Source organism: Clostridium cavendishii DSM 21758 (assembly GCF_900141845.1).
Lineage (GTDB): Bacteria > Bacillota > Clostridia > Clostridiales > Clostridiaceae > Clostridium_AG > Clostridium_AG cavendishii.
The window spans coordinates 228,843-250,233 of record NZ_FQZB01000003.1 but is presented as its reverse complement, the minus strand read 5'-3'; the positions used below and the strand labels follow the sequence as shown (position 1 = coordinate 250,233).

Sequence of the window (21,391 nt, the reverse complement as noted above, 5' to 3'; positions counted from 1 at the left end):
AGAATTAGAGATGTTGATATGGCTAAAGAAATGATGAACTTCTCAAAGAACAACATCCTTTCTCAAGCAGCTCAATCAATGTTATCACAAGCTAACCAACAACCACAAGGTGTATTATCACTATTAAGATAATTTTTAAAAATGGATAAATAATTAATAATAGAAAAAGGTAGTTAATGAATTAAACATTAACTACCTTTTTGACTATTTGAAAGATTGAGCAAGCCATGACTGTTGAGAATTCATTCTGCTCATAGCTTTTTCTAAGAGAGCAAACTTAGAGTAGTAAGATTGCTCTCTTAGACTTAAATCTTTTTCTAAATTATATATTAAATCTTCTTTGTCTTTAATTTTTTTTGAAAGGTCATTATCTGCTACATAAAGAGTACCTTCAAAACCTGCTTTTTTTAGTATAGGTGCTTTGGATGTCATAAATGTATCATATAATGTTGTCTTTAATTTTTGAAATGCTCCAGTATTTGGGTCTAACAATAAGGTTTTAACCTTATCACCGTTTTCTGTTAGAGCTTTGCTAAGTTTAGTCTCATCAATTACAAGTTGTCCTTTTTGGTTTTTATAATCTGGATTTAATGAAATTCCTATATCTTTTAATGAACCTAATGAATAGTTTTCGCTTGTTGAAAATATATCTAAACATTTTTCTCTAAATGAGGAAAGTATAGAATCATTTCTAAGCTGTCCTTCCTTAACTTTTTCATTCCATAATTTAATATCATCATCTTTCATGTCTTTCTTTTGTTCATCTGTTAAAGGCTTAAACTTTCTATTTAACTTTGAAGTTAATTTTTTAGAAACTTTATCAATCATATCATTATATTCAACAACAAATTTCTTTATATTATCAATTGTATTTTTTGTATTAGCTTTACCGTTTAGAGTCACAGGCTGACCGTTTGATTCACCGTTAACAGTATATTCTACGCCATCAATATTTATTATATTAGCAGAATAATTTTTATAAGTTCCTGGGTTGCAATTGCTATTTCCAGAAGAATCGGTTATTCTAACCAAAGCATCTTGAGCTTTTTTATAAGTGAATCCAGTTTCAGTAGATGGTACTGCATTAGGAGGATAAGTAGAAACTTTATTATTTACTGTATCATTAACTTTTACAGAAAAACCAACAGTGTTTGCTTCACCTGTATTTCTTCCTTTAATAGAAATACAATTACCTAATTCACTAAAGCTAATACCCATATCTATTTTATTTACATTAGTATCAGACTTATTATAATTAGTTATAGCAGTATTTATTGCGGATAAAATAGCACTTCCAGAAGTTTTGCCACTTAAATCTACATTTACTGTTGAATTAATTATATTACCATTGGTGTCTTTTTGATTTGTAGGAAAAGTTAAAGTAACATCTTTTTGATTTTTTAAGTTGTCTAATGAAAGATTTAAGGTTTCAGGAGAAGCCATTTGTTTAACGTCAATTGTATAATTTCCACCGTTAGAACCAACTACTCCTCTAGCTGTAACTACATTTTCATTGCTACTTGAAAAATTTACAGTTTGATAATTCGAATTTAATATTAAATTTGTAGAAGAATTAGCTGTTGAACTTAGGTCAAAATACTTTGTATATAAGCCTCTAAAATCCTTTACTGCTTCTCTATATAAATCCTGTTGAATTTTTATTAAATCTCTACTTTGTCTTACAGAATCTACTTTAGTTTTATAAGGTGTCATCATTTGCTTTACTAGGGTATCAGTATCTATACCGCTACCACTTAATCCACTTACTCTAATTGGACTTATCATTAAAATCACTCCTTTTTGTTATGTTATATCATTACTTTAGATATTAAATATTAATTAAGGAAACTCCTACTCATTTCATTTGCATGAGTAAGTTCGAATTGACCAAATTGAAATTTGGATTCTTACTTATTGAGAATACTTGAATAATTTAACTAAACCTATAGTTATATACTCGATATGTTCTAATAACCACTTTATACTCTTTTTTCTTTTTATAAGAAAATAATTCTAATTTATAAGAAAATAATTCTAAAAATACCCTAAAGTAATAAAAAGCTAAATCGATAATTAAACATCTAGAGTAATAAATGGAGTTATTACCACAGATATAAATGATATAGAAATTTTATAATAAATTTTTAAAAAAAGGTATAAAGTATATTATTAACCAAACGAAATTATAAATATAAGCAAATATAGTTTAAATAATCAGGATGATTGATAAACTTATCTAAAGCTACAGGAGGTAGTTAAGAGATAGGTATATTAATCATCCTTGTTTACTAGCTTATAAAAATTACATAAAATTTCAAGGAGGAAATAGGATATGTTAGTGCTAGGCAGGAAGCCAGAAGAATATGTAATGATTGGTGACAATATAAAAGTAAAAGTGGTTAAAGCTGAAAATGGCTCACTTAGATTAGCTATTGATGCACCAAAGGATGTTACCATAACTAGAGGAGAAGTTTGGGAGAATAAAAATAAAATTTAATATTCCAATTTATGATGAATAGCTTTATTTTATAAGATAGTATTGCTTATAGGACAAGCATCTATTTTTGATTTATAGAATATGGTGAAAATTTATAAGGCACTATTTAATTAAGTTTTGAAAGCGAAAGCTTTTAAATAAATATAATACAGTGGAAAAGGAAGTCCACTTTAAAATCAAGGAGGAATTTACAATGATAATCAATCACAATATGAATGCATTAAATGCACACAGACAAATGACTACAAACACTGGTGCAGCAGGAAAATCAATGGAAAAATTAAGCTCAGGTTTAAGAATAAACAGAGCTGGAGATGATGCAGCTGGTCTTGCAATTTCTGAAAAAATGAGAGGACAAATCAGAGGTTTACAACAAGCTTCTAGAAATTCTCAAGATGGTATATCAATGATCCAAACAGCAGAAGGTTCTGTAAATGAAACACATTCAATACTACAAAGAATGAGAGAACTAGCAGTTCAATCATCAAACGGAACTAACATATCAGAAGATAGAGCTCAAATAAACAAAGAGTTCCAACAATTAAAATCAGAAGTAACAAGAATTGGTCAACAAACACAATTCAACAAACAAAACTTATTAGACGGATCAAACAAAAAAATAGAATTCCAAATAGGAGCAAATGAAAAACAAACTATAAGTGTTAACTTAAAATCAATGGGAGCTAAAGGTTTAAAATTGGATGGTACTACTTGTACAGTTTCAACTCAAACAAATGCTTCAAAATCAATAACTACTTTAGATGCAGCAATAAAAGCAGTATCAGAATTCAGAGCAGATTTAGGATCAGTACAAAACAGATTAGAGCACACAATATCTGCAACTGATAACTCAGCAGAAAACTTACAAGCTGCTGAATCAAGAATCAGAGACGTTGATATGGCTAAAGAAATGATGAACTTCTCAAAGAACAACATCCTTTCTCAAGCAGCTCAAGCAATGCTTTCTCAAGCAAACCAACAACCACAAGGAGTATTATCTCTATTAAGATAATATTTAAATGTAAGAGCAACCAAAAATGGTTGCTCTTTTTTTATAAATAATTTAAAATTAGAGAAAATATAGATGTTTTTAGAAATTTGCCGATGGGGGTAATTGGAATGGACTTTGAGATAGAATTATCAAAAGATGGATACAGAGTTTTGAAATTTAATATGGGAAATAAAAAAATATATTTAGGAAGTAAATATAATCAAGAAAGAGAAATAAATAAAATTATAGAAAGCTTTAAGCCATTTACTTCAAATGATAATTATATAGTTGTAGGCTTATCTTTTGGAGAACACGTAAAAGAACTTATAGAAAAAACAGCTGCTTCCACTAGAATATTGGTGATTGAAGTAAATACAGAATGGTTAGAATTTTGTAATAAAGATGAGGAAATTAAAAAAATAATTAATAATGAAAGAGTTATTATAGCAAAAGATGAAGTTGAAGTTAAAAAGTTTTTTAGAGAATATATAACTCAAATGAATGTAAATAACTTAAATATTGGCTATTGCTGTAATTATGATATTTTATTCAAAGAGGGATTAAAAGAAATATATAGTGTAATACGAAATGAATCAAATAGAATAATAACGGATAAAAATACATCATTATATTTTGGTGAAACCTGGTTTAATACATTACTATCAAATCTTAAATATATGACAAAAGCAACACCTATAAATTTTTTGAGAAACAAATATAAGAACAAGCCAGCAATAATAGTGTCAGCGGGACCATCCTTAAATAAAAATATACATGAACTTAAAAATGTTTGTGGAAATGCGCTTATATTAAGTGGGGGTAGAACTTTGAGACCACTTAAAGAAAATGATATAGAGCCGAGTATAGTAGGAGTAGTAGATGCTGGTGAAGTTTCTTATAAGTTGGTAGAAGGTTTTATAGAAAATACAAAAGCACCATTATTATTTTATGACGGAACTAATAATTTAGTAGTAGATAAACATAATGGAAATAAAATATTTAGTTCAAATAATGAGCTTTTAGATGATATTTATGGTTTTTCTATAGATAAACTTTCTAGTGGAGGTTCTATAGCGCATGTATTAACTGTTTTTGCAGCCTATATTGGATGTAGTCCCATAGTTTTTATAGGTCAAGACTTAGCTTATACTGGAGAAAAAGGACATGCTGAATGTGCAGAAAATAATTGGCAAAAGTTAGAATTTGATAATTATAAAAAAAAGGATGATTTATACGTTAAAGATATAAATGGAGATTTAGTAAGAACTAGTGTAATATTAGATAGTTATAGAGTGGTTTTGGAGGAAATAATAGAGTCATTTCCTGAAATAGAGTTTATAAATGCTACTGAAGGTGGAGCGTTTATAAAAGGGGCAAGTGTTAAAAGTTTAAAAAGTGTTATCGATGGGTTTGAAAAACAAGAAATAATTCCTATAGATGAATATTTGAATTCAGAAGATAAAACAGAAGAAACAATTAAAATATTAGAAAAAACAGTTAATTCTCTAGATAAAACTATAAATCTTTGTAAAAGAGGTAAACATTTACTTGATGATTTTTATAAAGCGTATCGTTCAAAAGTAAATGGCAACTTATCAAAGTATATAAATGAATTAGATAAGATAGATAAAAGCATAAGAGAAAATATGTGTAACTTAAGTGTAATAGAAAGTCAATTGTTTGAGACTACGTATAGCATAGAAAATTCAAATGAATTTCTTGTGTTGTCAATAGATACAAAAGGTAAGATTTTTGAAAAGAACATATCAAAAAATAGGGCTATATATGATGGTCTAGAAGGTGTTTGTAAGAAGAGTTTTATAGAAGTAAAAAAAATAATTAAAGAAATGAATTTGAGGGAGTAGCATGATTAATGGATTTTCAATAGAAAAAACTAAGAGTGGCTATTATACTATGCTTGTAAATAATAGGTATATTCATAGTAAGTATAATCCGATAAAGGAAGCTGAGAATTTTGCTAAATCAATAAATTTAAATCAAAAGACGAAAAATTTAGTTATTTATGGTTTAGGTCTTGGTTATCATATTGAAGCAATTAAAAGACAAGTCCCTTCAAGAGTTGAAATAGTTGTATTTGAAGCTAATAATGATGTAATTGAAAAATGTAGAATTTATAATAAAGATATTTTCAACTATGATAATATAAAAGTTATAGGATATGGCTATGATTTTTATGATGAATTAGATTATTATTTAAATACTGTCGAGGATATTATTATACATAAACCAAGTTTGGAATTTATAAAAGAGAGTAATAAAAAGCTATACATGTTACTTAGTAATTATCAGATTTCTAGGGAATCAATAAAGAAATCATATGATGTGTTAAATGATAATTATGAGTCTAACATAAAGGAAGCACATACAGATATACAAAGTTTTTTTGAAATGGGGAGAAAAGATAGACCATACCTAATAGTTGCAGGTGGTCCGTCATTAGATTTAGATTTGGATTTAATAAAGGAATTTAAACATGAATTTAATATCTTAACAGTAGGTACAGCTTTTAATACTCTTATGAAAAATGGAATAAAACCTTTAGGTGTTGTTATAATAGATGGTAAGGAAATTGTAGCAAATCAATTAAAAGGGAATGAAGAGTCTGATATACCATTATTATTTTTAAGTACCGCATCTAAGGTGGCAGTACAAAATTATAAGGGACCTAAATATATATTTTTTAATGATTTTAGGGAAAATAAAATAAATATAACAACGGGAAAGACGGTTGCTGTTGCAACTATGGATATAGCTATAAAATGTGGTGCTAAAGAATTAATAATGATAGGTCAGGATTTAGCTTTTTTAGAAGGTAAATCTCATATAAGTAGTTTTGAAAATATTTATGGCTTTAAAGATAATTTGGTTAATGAAGTGAAAAAATATTATGTTGAAGGTATAAATGGTGAAAAGCTTGAGACTACAAAAGGCTATATATTCTTTAAAGAGCAAATAGAAACTTTAATAGAAAAAAATAAAAAAATAAAGTTTATAAATTGTAGTAAAGGTGCTAAAATAGATGGGGCGATACATTGCAGTTTAGATGAGTATTTAAAAGGGAAGATATAAAATATCTTCTCTTTTAAATTAGAAAATTAAAGTTTTATTGGTAGAATTCGATATTTAAATAGGAATATTTTAAGGCTTGGAGGGATAAAATTGAATTTTTTTAAGGGTAAAAAAATACTTGTAATTGGTGGAACAGGAACTATAGGGACAGGCCTTATTAAAGAATTAATAAAAGAAAATCCAAAGGTTATAAGGGTTTTTAGCAGAGATGAATATAAACAATTTGAAATGCAAAATTCGCCTATAGTTAGAGATTATAATAATTTTAGATTTTTAATAGGTGATGTTAGAGATTATGAACGTGTAGAAAGGGCTATGAGTGGAATAGATATAGTTTTTAATCTAGCAGCTATGAAACACGTAGGTTCTTGTGAATATAATCCAACAGAAGCTATAAAAACGAATGTGGATGGAGTAGAAAATGTTATAAAGGCAGCTGTAAAGCATAATGTAGAATGTGTTCTGTTTACTTCATCAGATAAGTCTATAAATCCAACTAATACTTATGGTGCAACTAAAATGCTTGGAGAAAAGCTTATGCAAGCAGCTAATTATAGTAAAGGTGGAGTTAAAACTAGATTTATTGCTGTTAGATTTGGAAATGTAATGGGGTCTAGGGGGTCAGTAATTCCATTATTTAAAAAGCAAATATTAGAAGGAAATAGAATTACAATAACAGACCCTAGTATGAGTAGATTTATGATGACTGTAAGTCAAGCAACTAAGCTTATGATGAAGTCTTGCGAAATAGCAAATGGTGGGGAGTTATTTGTTCTTAAGATGCCAGTTATAAATCTTAAAGATTTAGCAGAGGTTGTAATTGAGGAGACTTCTAAACGATATGAAATAGATAAAGATAATGTACATATTGACATAATAGGGATAAGACCAGGGGAAAAGCTTTATGAAGAACTTATGACAATGGAAGAATCGCATTATAGTAAAGACTTAGGAGATATGTATGTTGTATTTCCTACAACTTATAATAAAGCATATTTTGAAAAGTGTTATAAAGATTTTAAATTATGTAGGATAGGCAACTATACCTCAAAAGATTATGATCAAATAGATAAAGAACAAGTAAGAAATATGATAAAAGAAGAAAGGTTAATATAGGGGTGAAGTATAATGGAAAACATTAAGGATATTCAAATAGAAGCACTTATAACAGCAAATGAATATTTATTTAATTTAAAAGCAGGTATAGAAAAGGTAGTTAGTTTTTTTGAAGGTGGAGAGTATGGAAATGGTTGTGCTCTTATACCTTTAATTGCTGATGGTATAGAATACATAAGTGAAATGGTAAGACTTACAGATGATGTTTTAGACAAATGTAAAGATGTAGAGAATTTAAATGGATTTTTAGGAGAAATAGTTGAAGCTATAGATAGTGAAGACTTTGTGTTAGTTGGAGATCTTTTTAATTATGAGGTTCTACCAATTGTAGAAGATATACACTCTAAAATAATATCAAAAGTAGCTAATTAGGTGGTAATATATGAGGATTTTATTAACTGCAATAGGAAAACGAGTTCAGCTTATAAAATATTTAGAAGGTGAATTTGAAATAATAGGTGTAGATGCAAGTGATTTGGCACCAGCGTCATATTTCGTAAATAAATTTTATAAAGTGCCTAAGTTTACAGAAGATGGATACATTGAAGAACTTTTAAAAGTTTGTAGGATAGAAAATATAAAGGTTTTAATTCCTCTTTATGAATTAGAATTTTCATTGTTAAGTAAGAATAGAGAAAAGTTTAATGAGGTTGGGACTACTATATTATTAAGTAATACAGAAATAATTGAAGTTTGTAATGATAAGATGAAAACTTATGAGTATTTAACCTCAAAAGATATTGAATGTCCAAAATGCTATAAGGATGAAGAAATAGAAGAGATGATTTTCAAATCAGAAGAAGAAAAACTTCCTCTTATAATAAAACCAAGAGATGGTATGGGAAGTAGTAATGTTTTCAAAATAAACAAAATAGAAGAACTTGAATTTTTCTATAAGTATGTTAGAAAACCGCTAGTTCAACAATTCGTTGAAGGTGATGAATATACAGTTGATGTTTTATGTGATTTTAATGGACAACCTATTTATGTTGTACCAAGAGAAAGGTTAGAAGTAAGAGCTGGAGAAGTTGTAAAAAGCAAAACTGTAAAAGATAAGCAAATAATAGATTATACTTTAAACCTTATAGAGGTATTTAATGAACTTAGAGATAGTAAAGGAATAGCTTTAATGGGACCTTTAACTTTTCAATTTTTTAAGACAGAAGAAGGACAAGTTTTTTTCTTAGAGTTAAATCCACGATTTGGAGGAGGAGTACCTTTATCAATAGAAGCTGGAGCAAATTATGGAAAAGCTATTAAGAAAATGATTAACGGAGAAGACATTAGCTTTAATGAAGGTCTTAAGGAATTAACTATGTTAAGATTTGATGATAGTATATTCGTAAAATAGGTGAATTATGATAAAAACTTTAATTTTTGATTTAGATGATACGTTATATAATGAAAGAACATATGTTTTTGGAGCGTTTAAAGAAGTTTGTGACTATTTAGGTAACAAACATGATTTAAATGCTGAACTTTTATATAAGGATGTTATTAACATATTTTATGAAAAAGGTAGAGGTAAAATATTTAATGATTTGTGTGATAAACATAACTTGAAAGAAAATATTAAAAATCTAGTTAGTACATATAGAAAGTCAAGACCAAAACTTACCATGTATGAAGATGCATTATATATGTTAAAATGGTTAAAAAAGCATGGGTATAATTTGGGAGTAATAACTGATGGAAAATCTATAGTTCAATGGAATAAAATAAAGTCACTTAACTTAGAAGAATTTGTAGATAAAATAGTTGTTTCAGATGATTTAGGAAGTGAGTTTTGGAAACCACATGAAAAGCCTTATTTAGAGGTTATAAATTATTTTAATTGTAAAAATGAAGAATGCATTTATGTAGGAGATAATCCTAATAAAGATTTTGTTGGGGCAAGAAAGCTTAACTTAAAAACCATAAGGATTATTAGAGAAGAAGGGGATCATATGAAAACTTTTTTATCTAAAGAATATGAGGCAGATTTTAATATAGATAGTTTAACTGAAATAAAAGAGGTTTTAAAGGATATAAATTAACTATTTTATATAAACAAAAATATTAAAAAGCAAGGTGTATGTTCAAGCCCGAATAAAATGAGCAAATATTTAAATAGTTAAATGTTCTTATATAGAAATGTTTGGAATTTTAACTAGTTTTATATTTTAGATAATTAACAGATTGTTTTTTAATTTTACTTGTGAGTTTGTAGAAAGGTGGAATGAACATGAAAAAGATTTTGTGTATAGTACAAGCTAGGATGGGGTCAACTAGACTTCCTGGTAAAGTATTAAAAGAAATAAATGGACATCCTATGATTTACTATACTTTAACAAGTCTCAAAAAGAGTAGATATATTGATGAAGTCGTATTAGCTACATCAAATAAAAAAATTGATACTCCACTAGCAGAATACGTAAAAACTTTAGGTTTTGAAGTGTTTAGAGGAAGTGAAGCAAATGTTTTAGAGAGATATAAACTAGCTGCTGATAAATATGGTGGAGATGTCATAGTAAGAGTTACTGGAGACTGTCCGCTTATAAATCCTATAATAACAGATAATGTTATAACTAAGTACTTAATGTATGAAGATGAATATGATTATGTAAGGCTTGATGTGCCTAATACCTTTACAAGAGGGTTTGATACTGAGGTGTTTTCGAAAGAAGCATTAGATAAAGTGTATGAAATAGCTTGTAGTAATAAGAATATTAATAAAAAAGAATTTGAACCTTTTAGAGAACATGTAACTTATTATATTTATAATCACCAAAATGAATTTAAGGTTGGGGTAGTAGAAGGTGAGAGTAAGTATTGTAAAGACAAGGAAATTAATATGAGTGTTGATACTATTGAAGATTTTATTTTGGCAGAATCTAAATTAAAATAAACTTAAAATATATAATGTAAAACTAAAAAGAAATATGAGATAATTATATATTTAAATTATAATTTAATATAGCCATAAATGTATTTGATAATTAATGGCTTATAGTAATACTAGATGAACTTGTTATAAATACTTTTGGTACAAGATATAAATAAAGAAGTGTATAAGTACGGGTTAGGAGAAGATACATATGCAAGCAATAATATTGGCAGCTGGAATGGGAAAGAGACTTAAAGAATTAACAAACAACAATACTAAGTGCATGGTTAAAGTTAATGGATTAACTATGATTGAAAGAATGCTTTTTCAATTAGATAAATTAGATTTGTCCAACATTACATTAGTAATCGGATATAAAGGAAAAGAATTGAAAGAATATATAGAAACATTACAGGTAAAGACACCTATAAATTATGTAAACAATGAAATATATTATAAAACTAATAATATATACTCATTGTATTTAGCAAGAAATTACTTACAAAAAGAAGATACACTATTACTTGAGTCAGATTTAATATTTGAAGATTCAGTATTAGAAAAAATAATTAAAGATCCATATCCTAGCTTAGCATTAGTAGCAAAATATCAAAGTTGGATGGATGGAACAGTTGTAACAATAGATGAAGATAACAATATTAAAAGCTTTTTAAGTAAAAAAGAATTTAATTTTTCAGATGTAGAGGATTATTATAAAACAGTTAATATATATAAATTTAGTAAAGAATTTTCTAATAGTCATTACATGCCTTTTTTGGAAGCATATAGTAAGGCATTGGGAAATAACGAGTATTATGAGCAAGTTTTGAAAGTAATAACTTTATTAGAAAAACCAGAAATAAAAGCTACAATTTTAGAAAATGAACAATGGTATGAAATAGATGATATACAAGATTTGGATATTGCAGAATCGATTTTCATAAACTCTAAAGAAGAGAGATTAAGAAAAATTCAAAGTAGATATGGTGGATATTGGAGATATCCACAGCTAATAGATTTTTGCTATTTAGTGAATCCATTTTACCCAACACCAAGATTATTAAATGAAATAAGGGCTAATTTGGATAAATTAATTTGCGAATATCCATCAGGTATCAAAGTTAATAGCTTACTAGCTTCTAAATATTTTGGAGTAAATGAGAACCAAATAGTTGTAGGCAATGGTGCAGCAGAACTCATTAAGTCTATAATGGAAATCCTTAAAGGTAAAATAGGAATAATTAAACCGACTTTTGAAGAATATCCTAATAGAAAAAATTCAGAAGATGTAGTGGTATATTACCCTAATAACGATGAGTATGCTTATACAGCAGATGAATTAATAAAATTCTATGATGATAAGGATATATCTAATTTGCTTCTTATAAATCCTGATAATCCATCTGGAAATTATATAGAAAAGAAGCAAGTACTTAAAATTGCAAAATGGGCAGAAAATAAAGATATTACTTTTATTGTTGATGAATCATTTGTTGATTTTGTAGATAAAGAAGAAGACCATTCAATAATAAGTAAAGAAATAATAGAACAATATTCTCAATTAGTAATAGTAAAAAGTATTTCAAAATCATTTGGTGTACCAGGACTTCGTTTAGGTATATTAGTAACTAATAATTTAAAGGTTATTGAATTAATTAAAAAGGATGTTTCTATATGGAATATAAATTCATTTGGAGAGTTTTATATGCAGATTTTTGAAAAATATAAAAATGATTATGAAAATGCTATTAATAAATTTAAACATACTAGAAAGGAATATGTAGAAAAATTATCAAAAATTAAAAATTTAAGGGTTGTTCCAACACAAGCAAACTATGTATTGTGTGAAATTATGGGAAATGTTACTGCTAGAGAGCTAACAATTATATTACTAAATGATTATAATATATTTATAAAAGATTTGTCTAATAAAAAAGGATTTAATGGCGAATATATTAGAATTGCAATTAAAAGACCGGAAGAAAATGATAAGTTAATTAATGCATTTAATTGTATTTTAAAATAGGCTTAGATAAATACTTAAATTAGATAACTTTTATTTTATAAATGAAAGTGGACAACCGTTAGTTGAATTGATTTGTACAATATTACATTAAAAGGTAAATAATAAGATGATATTAGATAAAATAAAACAATCGTATATAAATGTTAGTGGTAAAATATATGATTCAGAATTTATTAACTTAGCAAATGTAAAAGAGAATAAAGTATGCTTTGATGAAAGAACATTGTTTTTAACAAATAGAGAAAAAGAAATACTAAATAGTCAAGAACTTATTGATTTTAATTATGTTATTTATTTATTTAAATATAAAGATAGATATGGATTAATATGTGATATTCCTATTAATGAATATAACGAATGTAGAATCAAATACCATGAATTGGTTTTGCCAGATACAGTACAGGGAATGATAAGCAATTTAAATGAATATAATTGTGAAGCAGCACCAGTATTGTTAGCACATAAGAAAAAAATTAATTATTTATCATATATAGAACAAAAAAAATATGATAGATGTTTTAATTTAAAAGGAATAAATATTTATGTATTTAAGGATACAGAAGCAAATAGTATATTAAAAGAGTTTTTAGATGTTAATTGTTTATATGTTGCAGATGGACATCATAGGTTATATACAACAGCTATCTCTAAATTTAAAAATTCAGTTTTAGCATGTTTAATCGATTTTGAAAGTTTGGATATATTACCTATTCACCGGGTTATACCCGATATAGATGCTCAAGCATTTAAAAAAGCTAAAGATTTTATTTGTAAAAAATTTAATATTGAAGAATCGAAAACTAAGCTTTCTAAGGGAAAAATAAGAATGACATATAATGAGGAAAGCTTTGTAGTAAATCTTATAGAGTTAGACTGTGATGCATTCAGCAATAATGATATATATATGTTAAATACTCAAATTATCTCACAAGCATTTAGAATTTTTGATTCAGGAAAACTTGAATATTTGTCAGATTTAGAATTTGAAAAATATAGAACGAAAGCAAATAAACAGGATGTATTAATTGAAACATTCGCTTTAGAAATAGAAGAATTTATTGATTGTATAAATAATAATTGTATAATGCCACCTAAATCAACATGGTTTTATCCAAAATTTCCATCATTTTTAGTATTTAAGCAATATAAATAATTTGAACTATTTATAGCAAAAATGTTTAATTATCAATTATTCACCAAGTTAAGGTTCATTCACGAGTTTTGTGAATAATTAAGAATTTAAATAATTGTATTACCAATATGATAGTGAGAAATTAAAAAGCAACTTATAATTCATTTATGAGTATGTTGCAGAAAAATCAAAATAAATTGGAATCGAATGCCCTTAGACTTTAATTTTATTGACAATATATTAGGAGTACAAGATATAAAAGTAACATTTGTTAATGTAAATGATGTAATGTTTGAAGTAGGTGTAGAATCAAATTTAAAGTCTGTCATATACTTTAAATTATTTAAAGCAACCATAAGTCATATTTAGAGAGTATAAATTATTTTAAGTTTAAGAATGAATAATTTATTTACATAGGTCATAATTCTAATAAGAATTTTGTGGGAGGCAAGAAAGTTAAAAAAACATACATACATTAGTTACTTGCTATAAATTTAAAATGCTTTTTTAAAAGAAAATTATATTGTGAAATTCGCATATAGTAAGTAAATAGTTATATATATAATTGTTTTTGTTTCACATATGAGTTTATAGGAAAATGAAATAAATATGCAAAATGTATTATGTATAGTATAAGTTAGAATGGAATCAAGTAGACTTTCAGATAAGGTTTTAAAAGAAATGAGGGAAAATTTTATTATTTATTATAAGATAACAAGTCTTAAAAAGAGTAGGATATATTGATGAAATTATACTAGCCACCTCAGCTAAGGATATTGATACTCCACTAATAGAATATCATTCTGATTTAGTATGCCCTACAGAAAAGCATGACATTCCAGATATAGGTTCTTTTATTAAATTAATAGAGATAACTACTCAAAAGAGACCAAATAAAATTTTTGGAAAACCAAATAAAGAAATTATAAATAGTATTTTGGATAAGGAGAAAATTTCATATAATGAATGTGTTATTATTGGGGATAGATTATATACAGATATAATGTTAGCAAAAAAAAACTGGTATGACTTCAATATTGGTTTTATCAGGAGAAACAAGTAGAGAAGTATATGAGAATGAAGATATTAATGCGGATATTATAGTTAGTAATATTAGTGAGCTTACTAATTATTTATAAAAATGTGTAAGTTAGATAAAGAACTTAATTGAAATAAATATTTCTATACTAGGATAGATAGAGAAGAATAATTAAAACTAGAAATATAATGGAAATATACCTAAAAAAATTATATTAGAATAAAAAATATAAGATGTATATTAATTTTGCTAATCTTATAATAACTAAATTACATATTAAGGAGGTGCTTTATGAAAAAATATAAGATAATGATTTTTGGAACAGGAAAAGCTTTTAAAGAAATAATGCAAAGTTTAGATTTTAATAAAGTAGAGATATTGGGGTTAGTAGATAATGATTCAAAAAAACAGAATAAAAAAATTAATAATTATAATGTATATAGCCCTTTAGAAATTAAAAAATTGAATTTTGATTACATATTAATAGCAAGCCAATTTTCTTATGAGATATATAGTCAATTGAGGAATATGGATATTAGCCATGATAGAATAATTCCTATATTACATGGAGGGTTTACACAAAAATTAAATATTAAATATAAAGAGTTTATGAATAATATAACTATAACAAAACAACGAAAAATTCCTAGAATTGCACTTTGCAAGGAAAATAATTCAGGAAGTAGTTCTTTCGCTTTATATAAAAAAATTCCAAATTATATTAAAGAGAAATATGAGGTTGATTTAGTAACAGGAGAAGAGATTGAAGTTGATATGGACTATGATTTGGTTTGTTGTACGCATTTAAGTAGAATAAAAAATCCTAGAGTTATAAATGTAGAACTTTGGCATGGATTTCCTCTTAAAAAAATAGGCATAAGAACAGACCAATTTGATTATATAAAACACGAAAACTTTAAATCTAATGTGGATGTTATTATTTCATATTCTGAACTTTATAGCAATATATTTAATGCTGCTTATCCAAATGAATATTATAAATATGAAATATGTGGTATGCCAAGAAATGATTTGTTATTTAATAAAAATGAAGAACTTATGGTTAAACTTTTTGGAAAAGAAATTTCAAATAAAAAGGTTATATTTTATCTTCCTACGTACAGAAAAAATAAGCATTCAAATAATGACAATTTAGAAGGCGATAGAAAATGGAGTAATATTTTTGGCTTTGAGGATTTTAATTTAGAGTTATTTGTAACATTTTTAAGAAAAAATAATTTAATGTTCTTGTGTAAACTTCATCCTATAGAGAAGAATAAGTTGGATAAAGAAAGTTTTAGGGCTTATTCAGATGTTATTTTGTTAATTGAAGAGGAAATGCTAGAAAAAAATGAAATAGATCTTTATGAGATATTGGCAAATGTAGATTTGCTTATAACGGATTATTCATCGGTGTATTTTGATGTTTTACTTATTGATATGCCAATTATGTTTATACCAACAGATATAGATTACTATAAGGAAAATAGAGGGTTTAACTTTGAGCCTTATGAGTTTTGGACTCCTGGACCGAAGGTTTATACAGAAAAGGAGTTAATAAACAGTATATTAAAAATTTTAGACAATGATGAATATAAAGAAAAAAGATCAGAAATATGCAGTATAATACATACTTATAATGATGATAAAGCATGTGAAAGAGTATGGAGTAAAGTAGGTCAGTTGTTAGAAAGAAATAATATGAGGTAAAGATATTGGATAAAGTTAAAGTGATTATATGGGGTTGTGGTAATTTAGCTAAGTTGGCATTTAAAAGTTTGGAAGAAAATAAGGTGTCTTTTTTGGGATTCACTTCTAATAATAATAAAGATAGGGAAAATGTTCATAGATATATAGATAAAAAAGAATTAAGTAAAATAAAATTTGATTATATTTTAATAGCGTCTCAATATCATGTAGAAATAATTGAAGAGATTATGAAATTGGGAATTGATGCTTCAAAGGTAATAAATTTTTTTAAGATTCATAATAGAAATTTCAAATTAATTAATTATCTTAATTTAAAAGAAGAAGTTGATGCTGTAGCTATAGGGATGTCTTATGGCGAGTGTGGAATAAATCCTGAATTTTTATCTTTTAAATTGTTTAATTTGGCATTATCTTCACAAGATATTTATTATGATGATAAAACATTAAGATATTTGATTGAAAAGAAAAAAATTAGAAAAGTTATATTTGAATTGCCATATTATATATTAAATTATGATTTATCTAGAACAAAAAATATGGATTTATGTTATACAAACTATTATTACATATTTAATGACTTGCATAGCTATGATAAAGTTGATTTTAATTTAAATGAATTTTTAATATATGAAAACATAATAAATGAAAAAGTATATAATGATAGGTTTAATGAATTTTATTGTAGTGGTAATTTTGAAAGGGAATTTAGAATTTATGATGAAATAATGGCTAAAGAATCAATACAAGAAGTGGAGAATTTTGGTGATGATATTATAAAAAATTATAAATTATATTTTGTAAGACAGTATAAAGATACGATTGAAGAAAATAAAGGTATTTTAGAAGGGCTATTAGGCTTTTTAAATAAACAAGGAGTGAATGTTTATTTTGTTGTTACTCCATCACTTCTTAGATATAATAACGATATTTTTTTAGAAAGTAAAAATAAATTTCATGAATATATGGGTGATTTGAAAGAAAAATATAAATTTGATTTATATGATTTTTTTGAAGATGAAGATTTTAAATATGCGGATTTTAAAGATTATACACATCTTAACTACAATGGATCAAAAAAATTCACAAAAAAATTAAATAGAAAATTAAAAAATAATTTGGAGGAGTTATGATAAGCGTAATTATGCCAGTGTACAATTGTGAAGATTATGTATCACAAAGTATAGAATGTATTTTAAATCAAACGTTTAAAGATTTCGAATTTATTATAATTGACGATGGATCTACAGATAACACTTTAGATATTATAAAATATTATGCAGAAAAAGATAATAGAATAGTTTGTATATCTAGAGAGAATAGAGGGTTGGTTAGAAGCTTAAATGAAGGAATTAAAATCTCTAATAGAAAATATATTGCAAGAATGGATGCAGATGATTTATGTACATTAGATAGATTAGAAAAACAATATTCGTATATGGAAAAAAATAATAATGTAGATTTTTTAGGCTGTGATTATGAAGTGTTTTTCGATAATGATGTATTTGATGTTGAAAATAGAATAGAATTAAATAATTTCGATGCAGAAGAATTTATTATTGGGAAGGGCTATTCAATTTGTCATCCTAGTTTTTTTATAAGAAAAGAAGTGCTTAATAAGTTATTAAATTATGATTTGGAAAATAACTTTGCAGAAGATTTAGCATTACAGATAAAATTTTTGAAAAACAATATAAAAATAGGAATATTGGATGAAACTTTAATAAAAGTTAGAAAACATATAGATTCAAAATCAAATAAGGAAACTAACTTAAATGCAATAGAAACGATGAAGTTAAGAGTAGATTATATATATAATAAATATAATTTAATTAATAAAAAAGTATTTATTTGGGGAGCTGGAGGGGGAGGTCAATTAGTAGCTAACTATTTAACTTCAAGTTATGAAAATATAAATATTCTTGGATACATTGATTCATATAAAAAAGGTGAAGTTAATGGTGTTAGAATAATAAGTTGGAATGAAATTGAAAGTTATGATTATGATTATGTTTTGATTGCTACAAGACCTGGAAAATTTTATGCTCAGCAAATACTTAATGCATTAGGGATAAAAGCTATGGAGAAATATTTCACTATATTTACATAAAGGAGAAAATTATGAATATATATGATTTTAAAGTTGATAAAATAATTAGTACTTTTTTTAAAGAAGATTACAATTTTGATAGTGAATATAGTTATATATATATAACTATAAGAAATTATTTACAGGAAGTATATAAAAATGGAATTGTAGCTATTTGGGGATTGGGGAAACATACAGATGTTCTACTGACTGAATTTAACGAGTATATAAGTAAAACTAATTTTTATATAGAAAGAAATTGTAAGCAGTTAAATATTGAATTTTATAATAATAAAAAAGTAATTTCGCCAAATGATTTGATAAATAATAATGTTGATAAAATTATTATTTCAAGCTTTGCATATAGAGAAGAAATAAAAGAGCAAATTGATGAATTTAATAAGGTGAATAAATTAAAAATTGAGATTATTGATATATATAGTTACTTACTTGAACAAAATATCGAATTAAATGATGTATTCTATTTAGCGAAACATGATTATGGAGGCTATAGAGAGTATAAAAAAATAAATGATATATATTTAAAATATAAGATAAGTAAAAATGTTGAAGAAAAAGAACGGTATTTGAAGATTTTAATTTATAAATATATTTGTATAAGGGATTTTATATATGCATTAAATTTTATTGATGAATATATAAAATGTAATTATAAAGATATAGAAAATATGAAATTATTAAAATCTGAAATAAATAATTTATTGAAAGAATTAAAAGAAACAGTTAAATCAAATAATAAAGATAATATATTTATTCTATTATTAGATGCATTAAAAGCCAGAAATGTATATAAAGATGGATATATGAAGTTTTTAGAAAGTTTTGCTAAAAAAAATACATATTTTACAAATGCATATTCTACATCTATTTATACAGAAGAATCTTTAATTTCTTCCTTAATTGGTCAATTGCCTTTTGAAAATTGTAATTATCTCAAAAAATCTATTAAAAGAGAAGAATGTGCTTTTATTGAAGAAGGAGAAAATAAAGGTTATAATTTCAAAGCTTATATCTTAGATGATTGGTTGCTTTTTGAAGATTATAAAGAAAATTGTTTTGATGGTGGAAAGTATATATCGAAAACAATGTGGGATGCTATTGTTAATATTGATTCAAATAACAACAATATGACATTTATATACGAGCTATCTGAATCACATGCTCCATTTATTTCAGGTTTTCATAGTAAAGAAGTTATGAATTTTGGAAAAATAATTAATCTAGAAGAAATAGATTATGAACAAAATGTCAAATATCAAATGATTGAATCATTAGAATATTTGGACAAGCAATTAGAATTTTATCTATCATTTCTCAAAGATGATGATAGTGTAATTATATTTTCTGATCATGGAAATATGGGTGAAAGTTATTCACTAAAACTCACAGAAGCATATGAAAAATTAGGATGGGCAGAAGATAGAATACGTATACCTATTATAGTAAAAAATAAAGAATTTGGTAAACAAAAAATAAATTCTTTAATTTCATTAATGGATATAAATGAGTTGATAATAAAAGTAATTAATAAAAATAATGAAATACCTAAAAGAAGGTATTGTAGAGTTCAATTTTCACCTATAAACAACATAATGTGGCAGAAAGCTTTGAAGGAAGCACAGATGGATGAATTTTTATACGGATTTGAAATATTTATAAAGGATAAATTAAAATATGTTAAGACAGGCACGGGGGAAAAAATGTTATATAAGATTAACAATTATGAAGATATTTTTATTCAGGATTTTTCTATATTACAACAAACGGAAAAAGAGTTTAAAGATAATATTATGATTGGGAAAATGAGGTTTTAAGGAGGAAATATGATACCTAAAATTGTTCACTATTGCTGGTTTGGGAAAGGTCAGAAAAATGAGAAAATAAAATATTGTATGAGTTCTTGGCAAGAACATTTAAAGGATTATACTTTTATAGAGTGGAATGAAGAGAATTTTGATGTAAATTCAAATAAATATTGTGGAGAAGCATATAATGCAAAGAAATGGGCTTTTGTTAGTGATTATGTAAGACTCTATGCATTATATAATTATGGTGGAATTTATCTAGATACGGATGTTGAAATAACAAACAATATTGACGAATTTTTAATGAATAAGGCTTTCATTGGATATCATTCTGATAATTCTATTCCAAGTGCGTTAATGGCAAGTGAAAAACATAATGAAGTAATAAAAAATTTATTAAGCTATTATGACAATAAATCTTTTATTTTTGAAAATGGTATATTTGATGAGACAACTAATATTGACATAATAACTAAAATGATAGTAGATAAATATAAACCGAATTTAGATAATAGTAAATTAAATATAGAAGGAATGATTGTTTATCCAAAAGAGTATTTTACGTTAAGAGATAGCAATATAAAAAATTTTGCTATACATCATTTTAATGCTTCTTGGATGAGTAAAGAACAAGCAATGAACCAGGTATATTCATTTAAAAATAATTATGAATTAACAATTAAATGGATAAATTATTTATTAGATGAGAAATTATTATTAGAAAAATTGGGAGTGTATAAAAATATAGCGATATATGGAAATGGGTATTTAGGAAGATTATTTAAAAAGCAGGCTTATAAAGAGAATATTGATATAAAATTAATAATAGATGGTGCTTTTAATGGAGATAATTACGATGGTATTAGAGTTATTAAACCACAAAATATAACAACAGAAAAAATAGATTTAATAGTAGTAACTCCAACATATCATTTTGAAGAAATAAAGGCAAAATTAAACAAATTAACAAATGCTAAAATTATTTCATTGGAAGAGATATTTTAGAGGTGTA

The 21,391-nt window shown here is 25.6% G+C and carries 21 protein-coding genes; 20 read left to right on the top strand and 1 reads right to left on the bottom strand.

From position 1 onward, the window contains the following. A partial coding sequence (locus BUB01_RS01170; protein WP_278337104.1) for a flagellin occupies positions 1–132 on the top strand: 132 nt, incomplete at its 5' end. A 72-nt stretch (positions 133–204) separates the two neighbouring features. Here BUB01_RS01170 and fliD read toward each other — a convergent pair. After that, positions 205–1,785 (bottom strand): flagellar filament capping protein FliD, encoded by a 1,581-nt coding sequence (gene fliD, locus BUB01_RS01165; protein ID WP_072984441.1) that lies wholly within the window; start codon positions 1,783–1,785, stop codon positions 205–207. A gap of 547 nt (positions 1,786–2,332) precedes the next feature. On the opposite strand from fliD, the gene BUB01_RS01160 reads away from it, so the two are divergent. From BUB01_RS01160 to BUB01_RS01080, 19 genes are all read left to right on the top strand, one after another. Further along, a complete protein-coding gene (locus BUB01_RS01160; RefSeq protein WP_072984439.1) occupies positions 2,333–2,497 on the top strand; it encodes a carbon storage regulator in 165 nt (54 codons plus the stop codon). Between the two features lie 193 nt (positions 2,498–2,690). Further along, positions 2,691–3,509: a flagellin N-terminal helical domain-containing protein gene (locus BUB01_RS01155; RefSeq protein WP_072984437.1), complete on the top strand. Its 819-nt coding sequence runs from the start codon at positions 2,691–2,693 to the stop codon at positions 3,507–3,509. Between the two features lie 107 nt (positions 3,510–3,616). Continuing rightward, the gene (locus tag BUB01_RS01150) at positions 3,617–5,353 is read left to right on the top strand and encodes a motility associated factor glycosyltransferase family protein (RefSeq protein WP_072984435.1); all 1,737 of its coding nucleotides are present in this window, start codon (positions 3,617–3,619) and stop codon (positions 5,351–5,353) included. A 1-nt stretch (position 5,354) separates the two neighbouring features. Then, entirely contained in the window at positions 5,355–6,578 is a 1,224-nt protein-coding gene (locus tag BUB01_RS01145) for a motility associated factor glycosyltransferase family protein (protein WP_072984433.1), read from the top strand. 90 nt (positions 6,579–6,668) lie between these two features. Further along, positions 6,669–7,694, top strand: coding sequence for an SDR family NAD(P)-dependent oxidoreductase (locus BUB01_RS01140; protein ID WP_072984431.1), 1,026 nt, complete (start codon positions 6,669–6,671; stop codon positions 7,692–7,694). A gap of 12 nt (positions 7,695–7,706) precedes the next feature. Then, positions 7,707–8,066 carry a DUF8042 domain-containing protein gene (locus BUB01_RS01135; RefSeq protein ID WP_072984429.1) on the top strand — a complete coding sequence of 120 codons (360 nt, stop codon included), beginning with the start codon at positions 7,707–7,709 and terminating at the stop codon, positions 8,064–8,066. Between the two features lie 10 nt (positions 8,067–8,076). Next, complete coding sequence (locus BUB01_RS01130; protein WP_072984427.1) at positions 8,077–9,045, top strand: ATP-grasp domain-containing protein; 969 nt, start codon at positions 8,077–8,079, stop codon at positions 9,043–9,045. Between the two features lie 7 nt (positions 9,046–9,052). Continuing rightward, on the top strand, positions 9,053–9,730 hold the full coding sequence (locus BUB01_RS01125; protein WP_072984425.1) for an HAD family hydrolase: 678 nt from the start codon (positions 9,053–9,055) through the stop codon (positions 9,728–9,730). Positions 9,731–9,918: 188 nt separating this feature from the next. Continuing rightward, positions 9,919–10,581 (top strand): cytidylyltransferase domain-containing protein, encoded by a 663-nt coding sequence (locus tag BUB01_RS01120; protein ID WP_072984423.1) that lies wholly within the window; start codon positions 9,919–9,921, stop codon positions 10,579–10,581. Between the two features lie 190 nt (positions 10,582–10,771). Then, positions 10,772–12,586 (top strand): aminotransferase class I/II-fold pyridoxal phosphate-dependent enzyme, encoded by a 1,815-nt coding sequence (locus BUB01_RS01115; RefSeq protein WP_072984422.1) that lies wholly within the window; start codon positions 10,772–10,774, stop codon positions 12,584–12,586. A 106-nt stretch (positions 12,587–12,692) separates the two neighbouring features. Beyond that, positions 12,693–13,739, top strand: a complete 1,047-nt coding sequence (locus tag BUB01_RS01110; protein ID WP_072984421.1) for a DUF1015 family protein — start codon at positions 12,693–12,695, stop codon at positions 13,737–13,739. Positions 13,740–13,925: 186 nt separating this feature from the next. Next, positions 13,926–14,087, top strand: a complete 162-nt coding sequence (locus tag BUB01_RS23565) for a hypothetical protein (protein WP_207649967.1) — start codon at positions 13,926–13,928, stop codon at positions 14,085–14,087. Between the two features lie 370 nt (positions 14,088–14,457). After that, positions 14,458–14,781, top strand: a complete 324-nt coding sequence (locus tag BUB01_RS23935; RefSeq protein ID WP_084108152.1) for an HAD hydrolase-like protein — start codon at positions 14,458–14,460, stop codon at positions 14,779–14,781. Continuing rightward, positions 14,744–14,857, top strand: a complete 114-nt coding sequence (locus BUB01_RS22815) for an HAD family hydrolase (RefSeq protein ID WP_143152433.1) — start codon at positions 14,744–14,746, stop codon at positions 14,855–14,857. The genes BUB01_RS23935 and BUB01_RS22815 overlap by 38 nt, the downstream gene beginning before the upstream one ends. 191 nt (positions 14,858–15,048) lie before the next feature. After that, positions 15,049–16,467, top strand: coding sequence for a CDP-glycerol glycerophosphotransferase family protein (locus BUB01_RS01100; protein ID WP_072984420.1), 1,419 nt, complete (start codon positions 15,049–15,051; stop codon positions 16,465–16,467). Positions 16,468–16,472: 5 nt separating this feature from the next. Then, positions 16,473–17,597: a hypothetical protein gene (locus tag BUB01_RS01095; RefSeq protein WP_072984419.1), complete on the top strand. Its 1,125-nt coding sequence runs from the start codon at positions 16,473–16,475 to the stop codon at positions 17,595–17,597. After that, positions 17,594–18,574, top strand: a complete 981-nt coding sequence (locus tag BUB01_RS01090; protein WP_072984418.1) for a glycosyltransferase — start codon at positions 17,594–17,596, stop codon at positions 18,572–18,574. Before BUB01_RS01095 ends, BUB01_RS01090 begins: the two co-directional genes overlap by 4 nt. Positions 18,575–18,585: 11 nt before the next feature. Further along, entirely contained in the window at positions 18,586–20,388 is a 1,803-nt protein-coding gene (locus BUB01_RS01085) for a sulfatase-like hydrolase/transferase (RefSeq protein WP_072984417.1), read from the top strand. A 9-nt stretch (positions 20,389–20,397) separates the two neighbouring features. Next, positions 20,398–21,384 carry a glycosyltransferase family 32 protein gene (locus BUB01_RS01080; protein ID WP_072984416.1) on the top strand — a complete coding sequence of 329 codons (987 nt, stop codon included), beginning with the start codon at positions 20,398–20,400 and terminating at the stop codon, positions 21,382–21,384. Positions 21,385–21,391 lie beyond the last annotated feature (7 nt).

What these genes read in the sequence shown, in the direction of transcription:
- BUB01_RS01125 (WP_072984425.1), top strand. Translation starts at nt 9,053, where the DNA reads ATGATAAAAACTTTAATTTTTGATTTAGATGATACGTTATATAATGAA.
- BUB01_RS22815 (WP_143152433.1), top strand. Translation starts at nt 14,744, where the DNA reads ATGACTTCAATATTGGTTTTATCAGGAGAAACAAGTAGAGAAGTATAT.
- BUB01_RS01115 (WP_072984422.1), top strand. Translation starts at nt 10,772, where the DNA reads ATGCAAGCAATAATATTGGCAGCTGGAATGGGAAAGAGACTTAAAGAA.
- BUB01_RS01160 (WP_072984439.1), top strand. Translation starts at nt 2,333, where the DNA reads ATGTTAGTGCTAGGCAGGAAGCCAGAAGAATATGTAATGATTGGTGAC.
- BUB01_RS01080 (WP_072984416.1), top strand. Translation starts at nt 20,398, where the DNA reads ATGATACCTAAAATTGTTCACTATTGCTGGTTTGGGAAAGGTCAGAAA.
- BUB01_RS01120 (WP_072984423.1), top strand. Translation starts at nt 9,919, where the DNA reads ATGAAAAAGATTTTGTGTATAGTACAAGCTAGGATGGGGTCAACTAGA.
- BUB01_RS01110 (WP_072984421.1), top strand. Translation starts at nt 12,693, where the DNA reads ATGATATTAGATAAAATAAAACAATCGTATATAAATGTTAGTGGTAAA.
- BUB01_RS01135 (WP_072984429.1), top strand. Translation starts at nt 7,707, where the DNA reads ATGGAAAACATTAAGGATATTCAAATAGAAGCACTTATAACAGCAAAT.
- BUB01_RS01150 (WP_072984435.1), top strand. Translation starts at nt 3,617, where the DNA reads ATGGACTTTGAGATAGAATTATCAAAAGATGGATACAGAGTTTTGAAA.
- BUB01_RS01090 (WP_072984418.1), top strand. Translation starts at nt 17,594, where the DNA reads ATGATAAGCGTAATTATGCCAGTGTACAATTGTGAAGATTATGTATCA.
- fliD (WP_072984441.1), bottom strand. Translation starts at nt 1,785, where the DNA reads ATGATAAGTCCAATTAGAGTAAGTGGATTAAGTGGTAGCGGTATAGAT.
- BUB01_RS01100 (WP_072984420.1), top strand. Translation starts at nt 15,049, where the DNA reads ATGAAAAAATATAAGATAATGATTTTTGGAACAGGAAAAGCTTTTAAA.
- BUB01_RS01085 (WP_072984417.1), top strand. Translation starts at nt 18,586, where the DNA reads ATGAATATATATGATTTTAAAGTTGATAAAATAATTAGTACTTTTTTT.
- BUB01_RS01130 (WP_072984427.1), top strand. Translation starts at nt 8,077, where the DNA reads ATGAGGATTTTATTAACTGCAATAGGAAAACGAGTTCAGCTTATAAAA.
- BUB01_RS23565 (WP_207649967.1), top strand. Translation starts at nt 13,926, where the DNA reads ATGCCCTTAGACTTTAATTTTATTGACAATATATTAGGAGTACAAGAT.
- BUB01_RS01145 (WP_072984433.1), top strand. Translation starts at nt 5,355, where the DNA reads ATGATTAATGGATTTTCAATAGAAAAAACTAAGAGTGGCTATTATACT.
- BUB01_RS01155 (WP_072984437.1), top strand. Translation starts at nt 2,691, where the DNA reads ATGATAATCAATCACAATATGAATGCATTAAATGCACACAGACAAATG.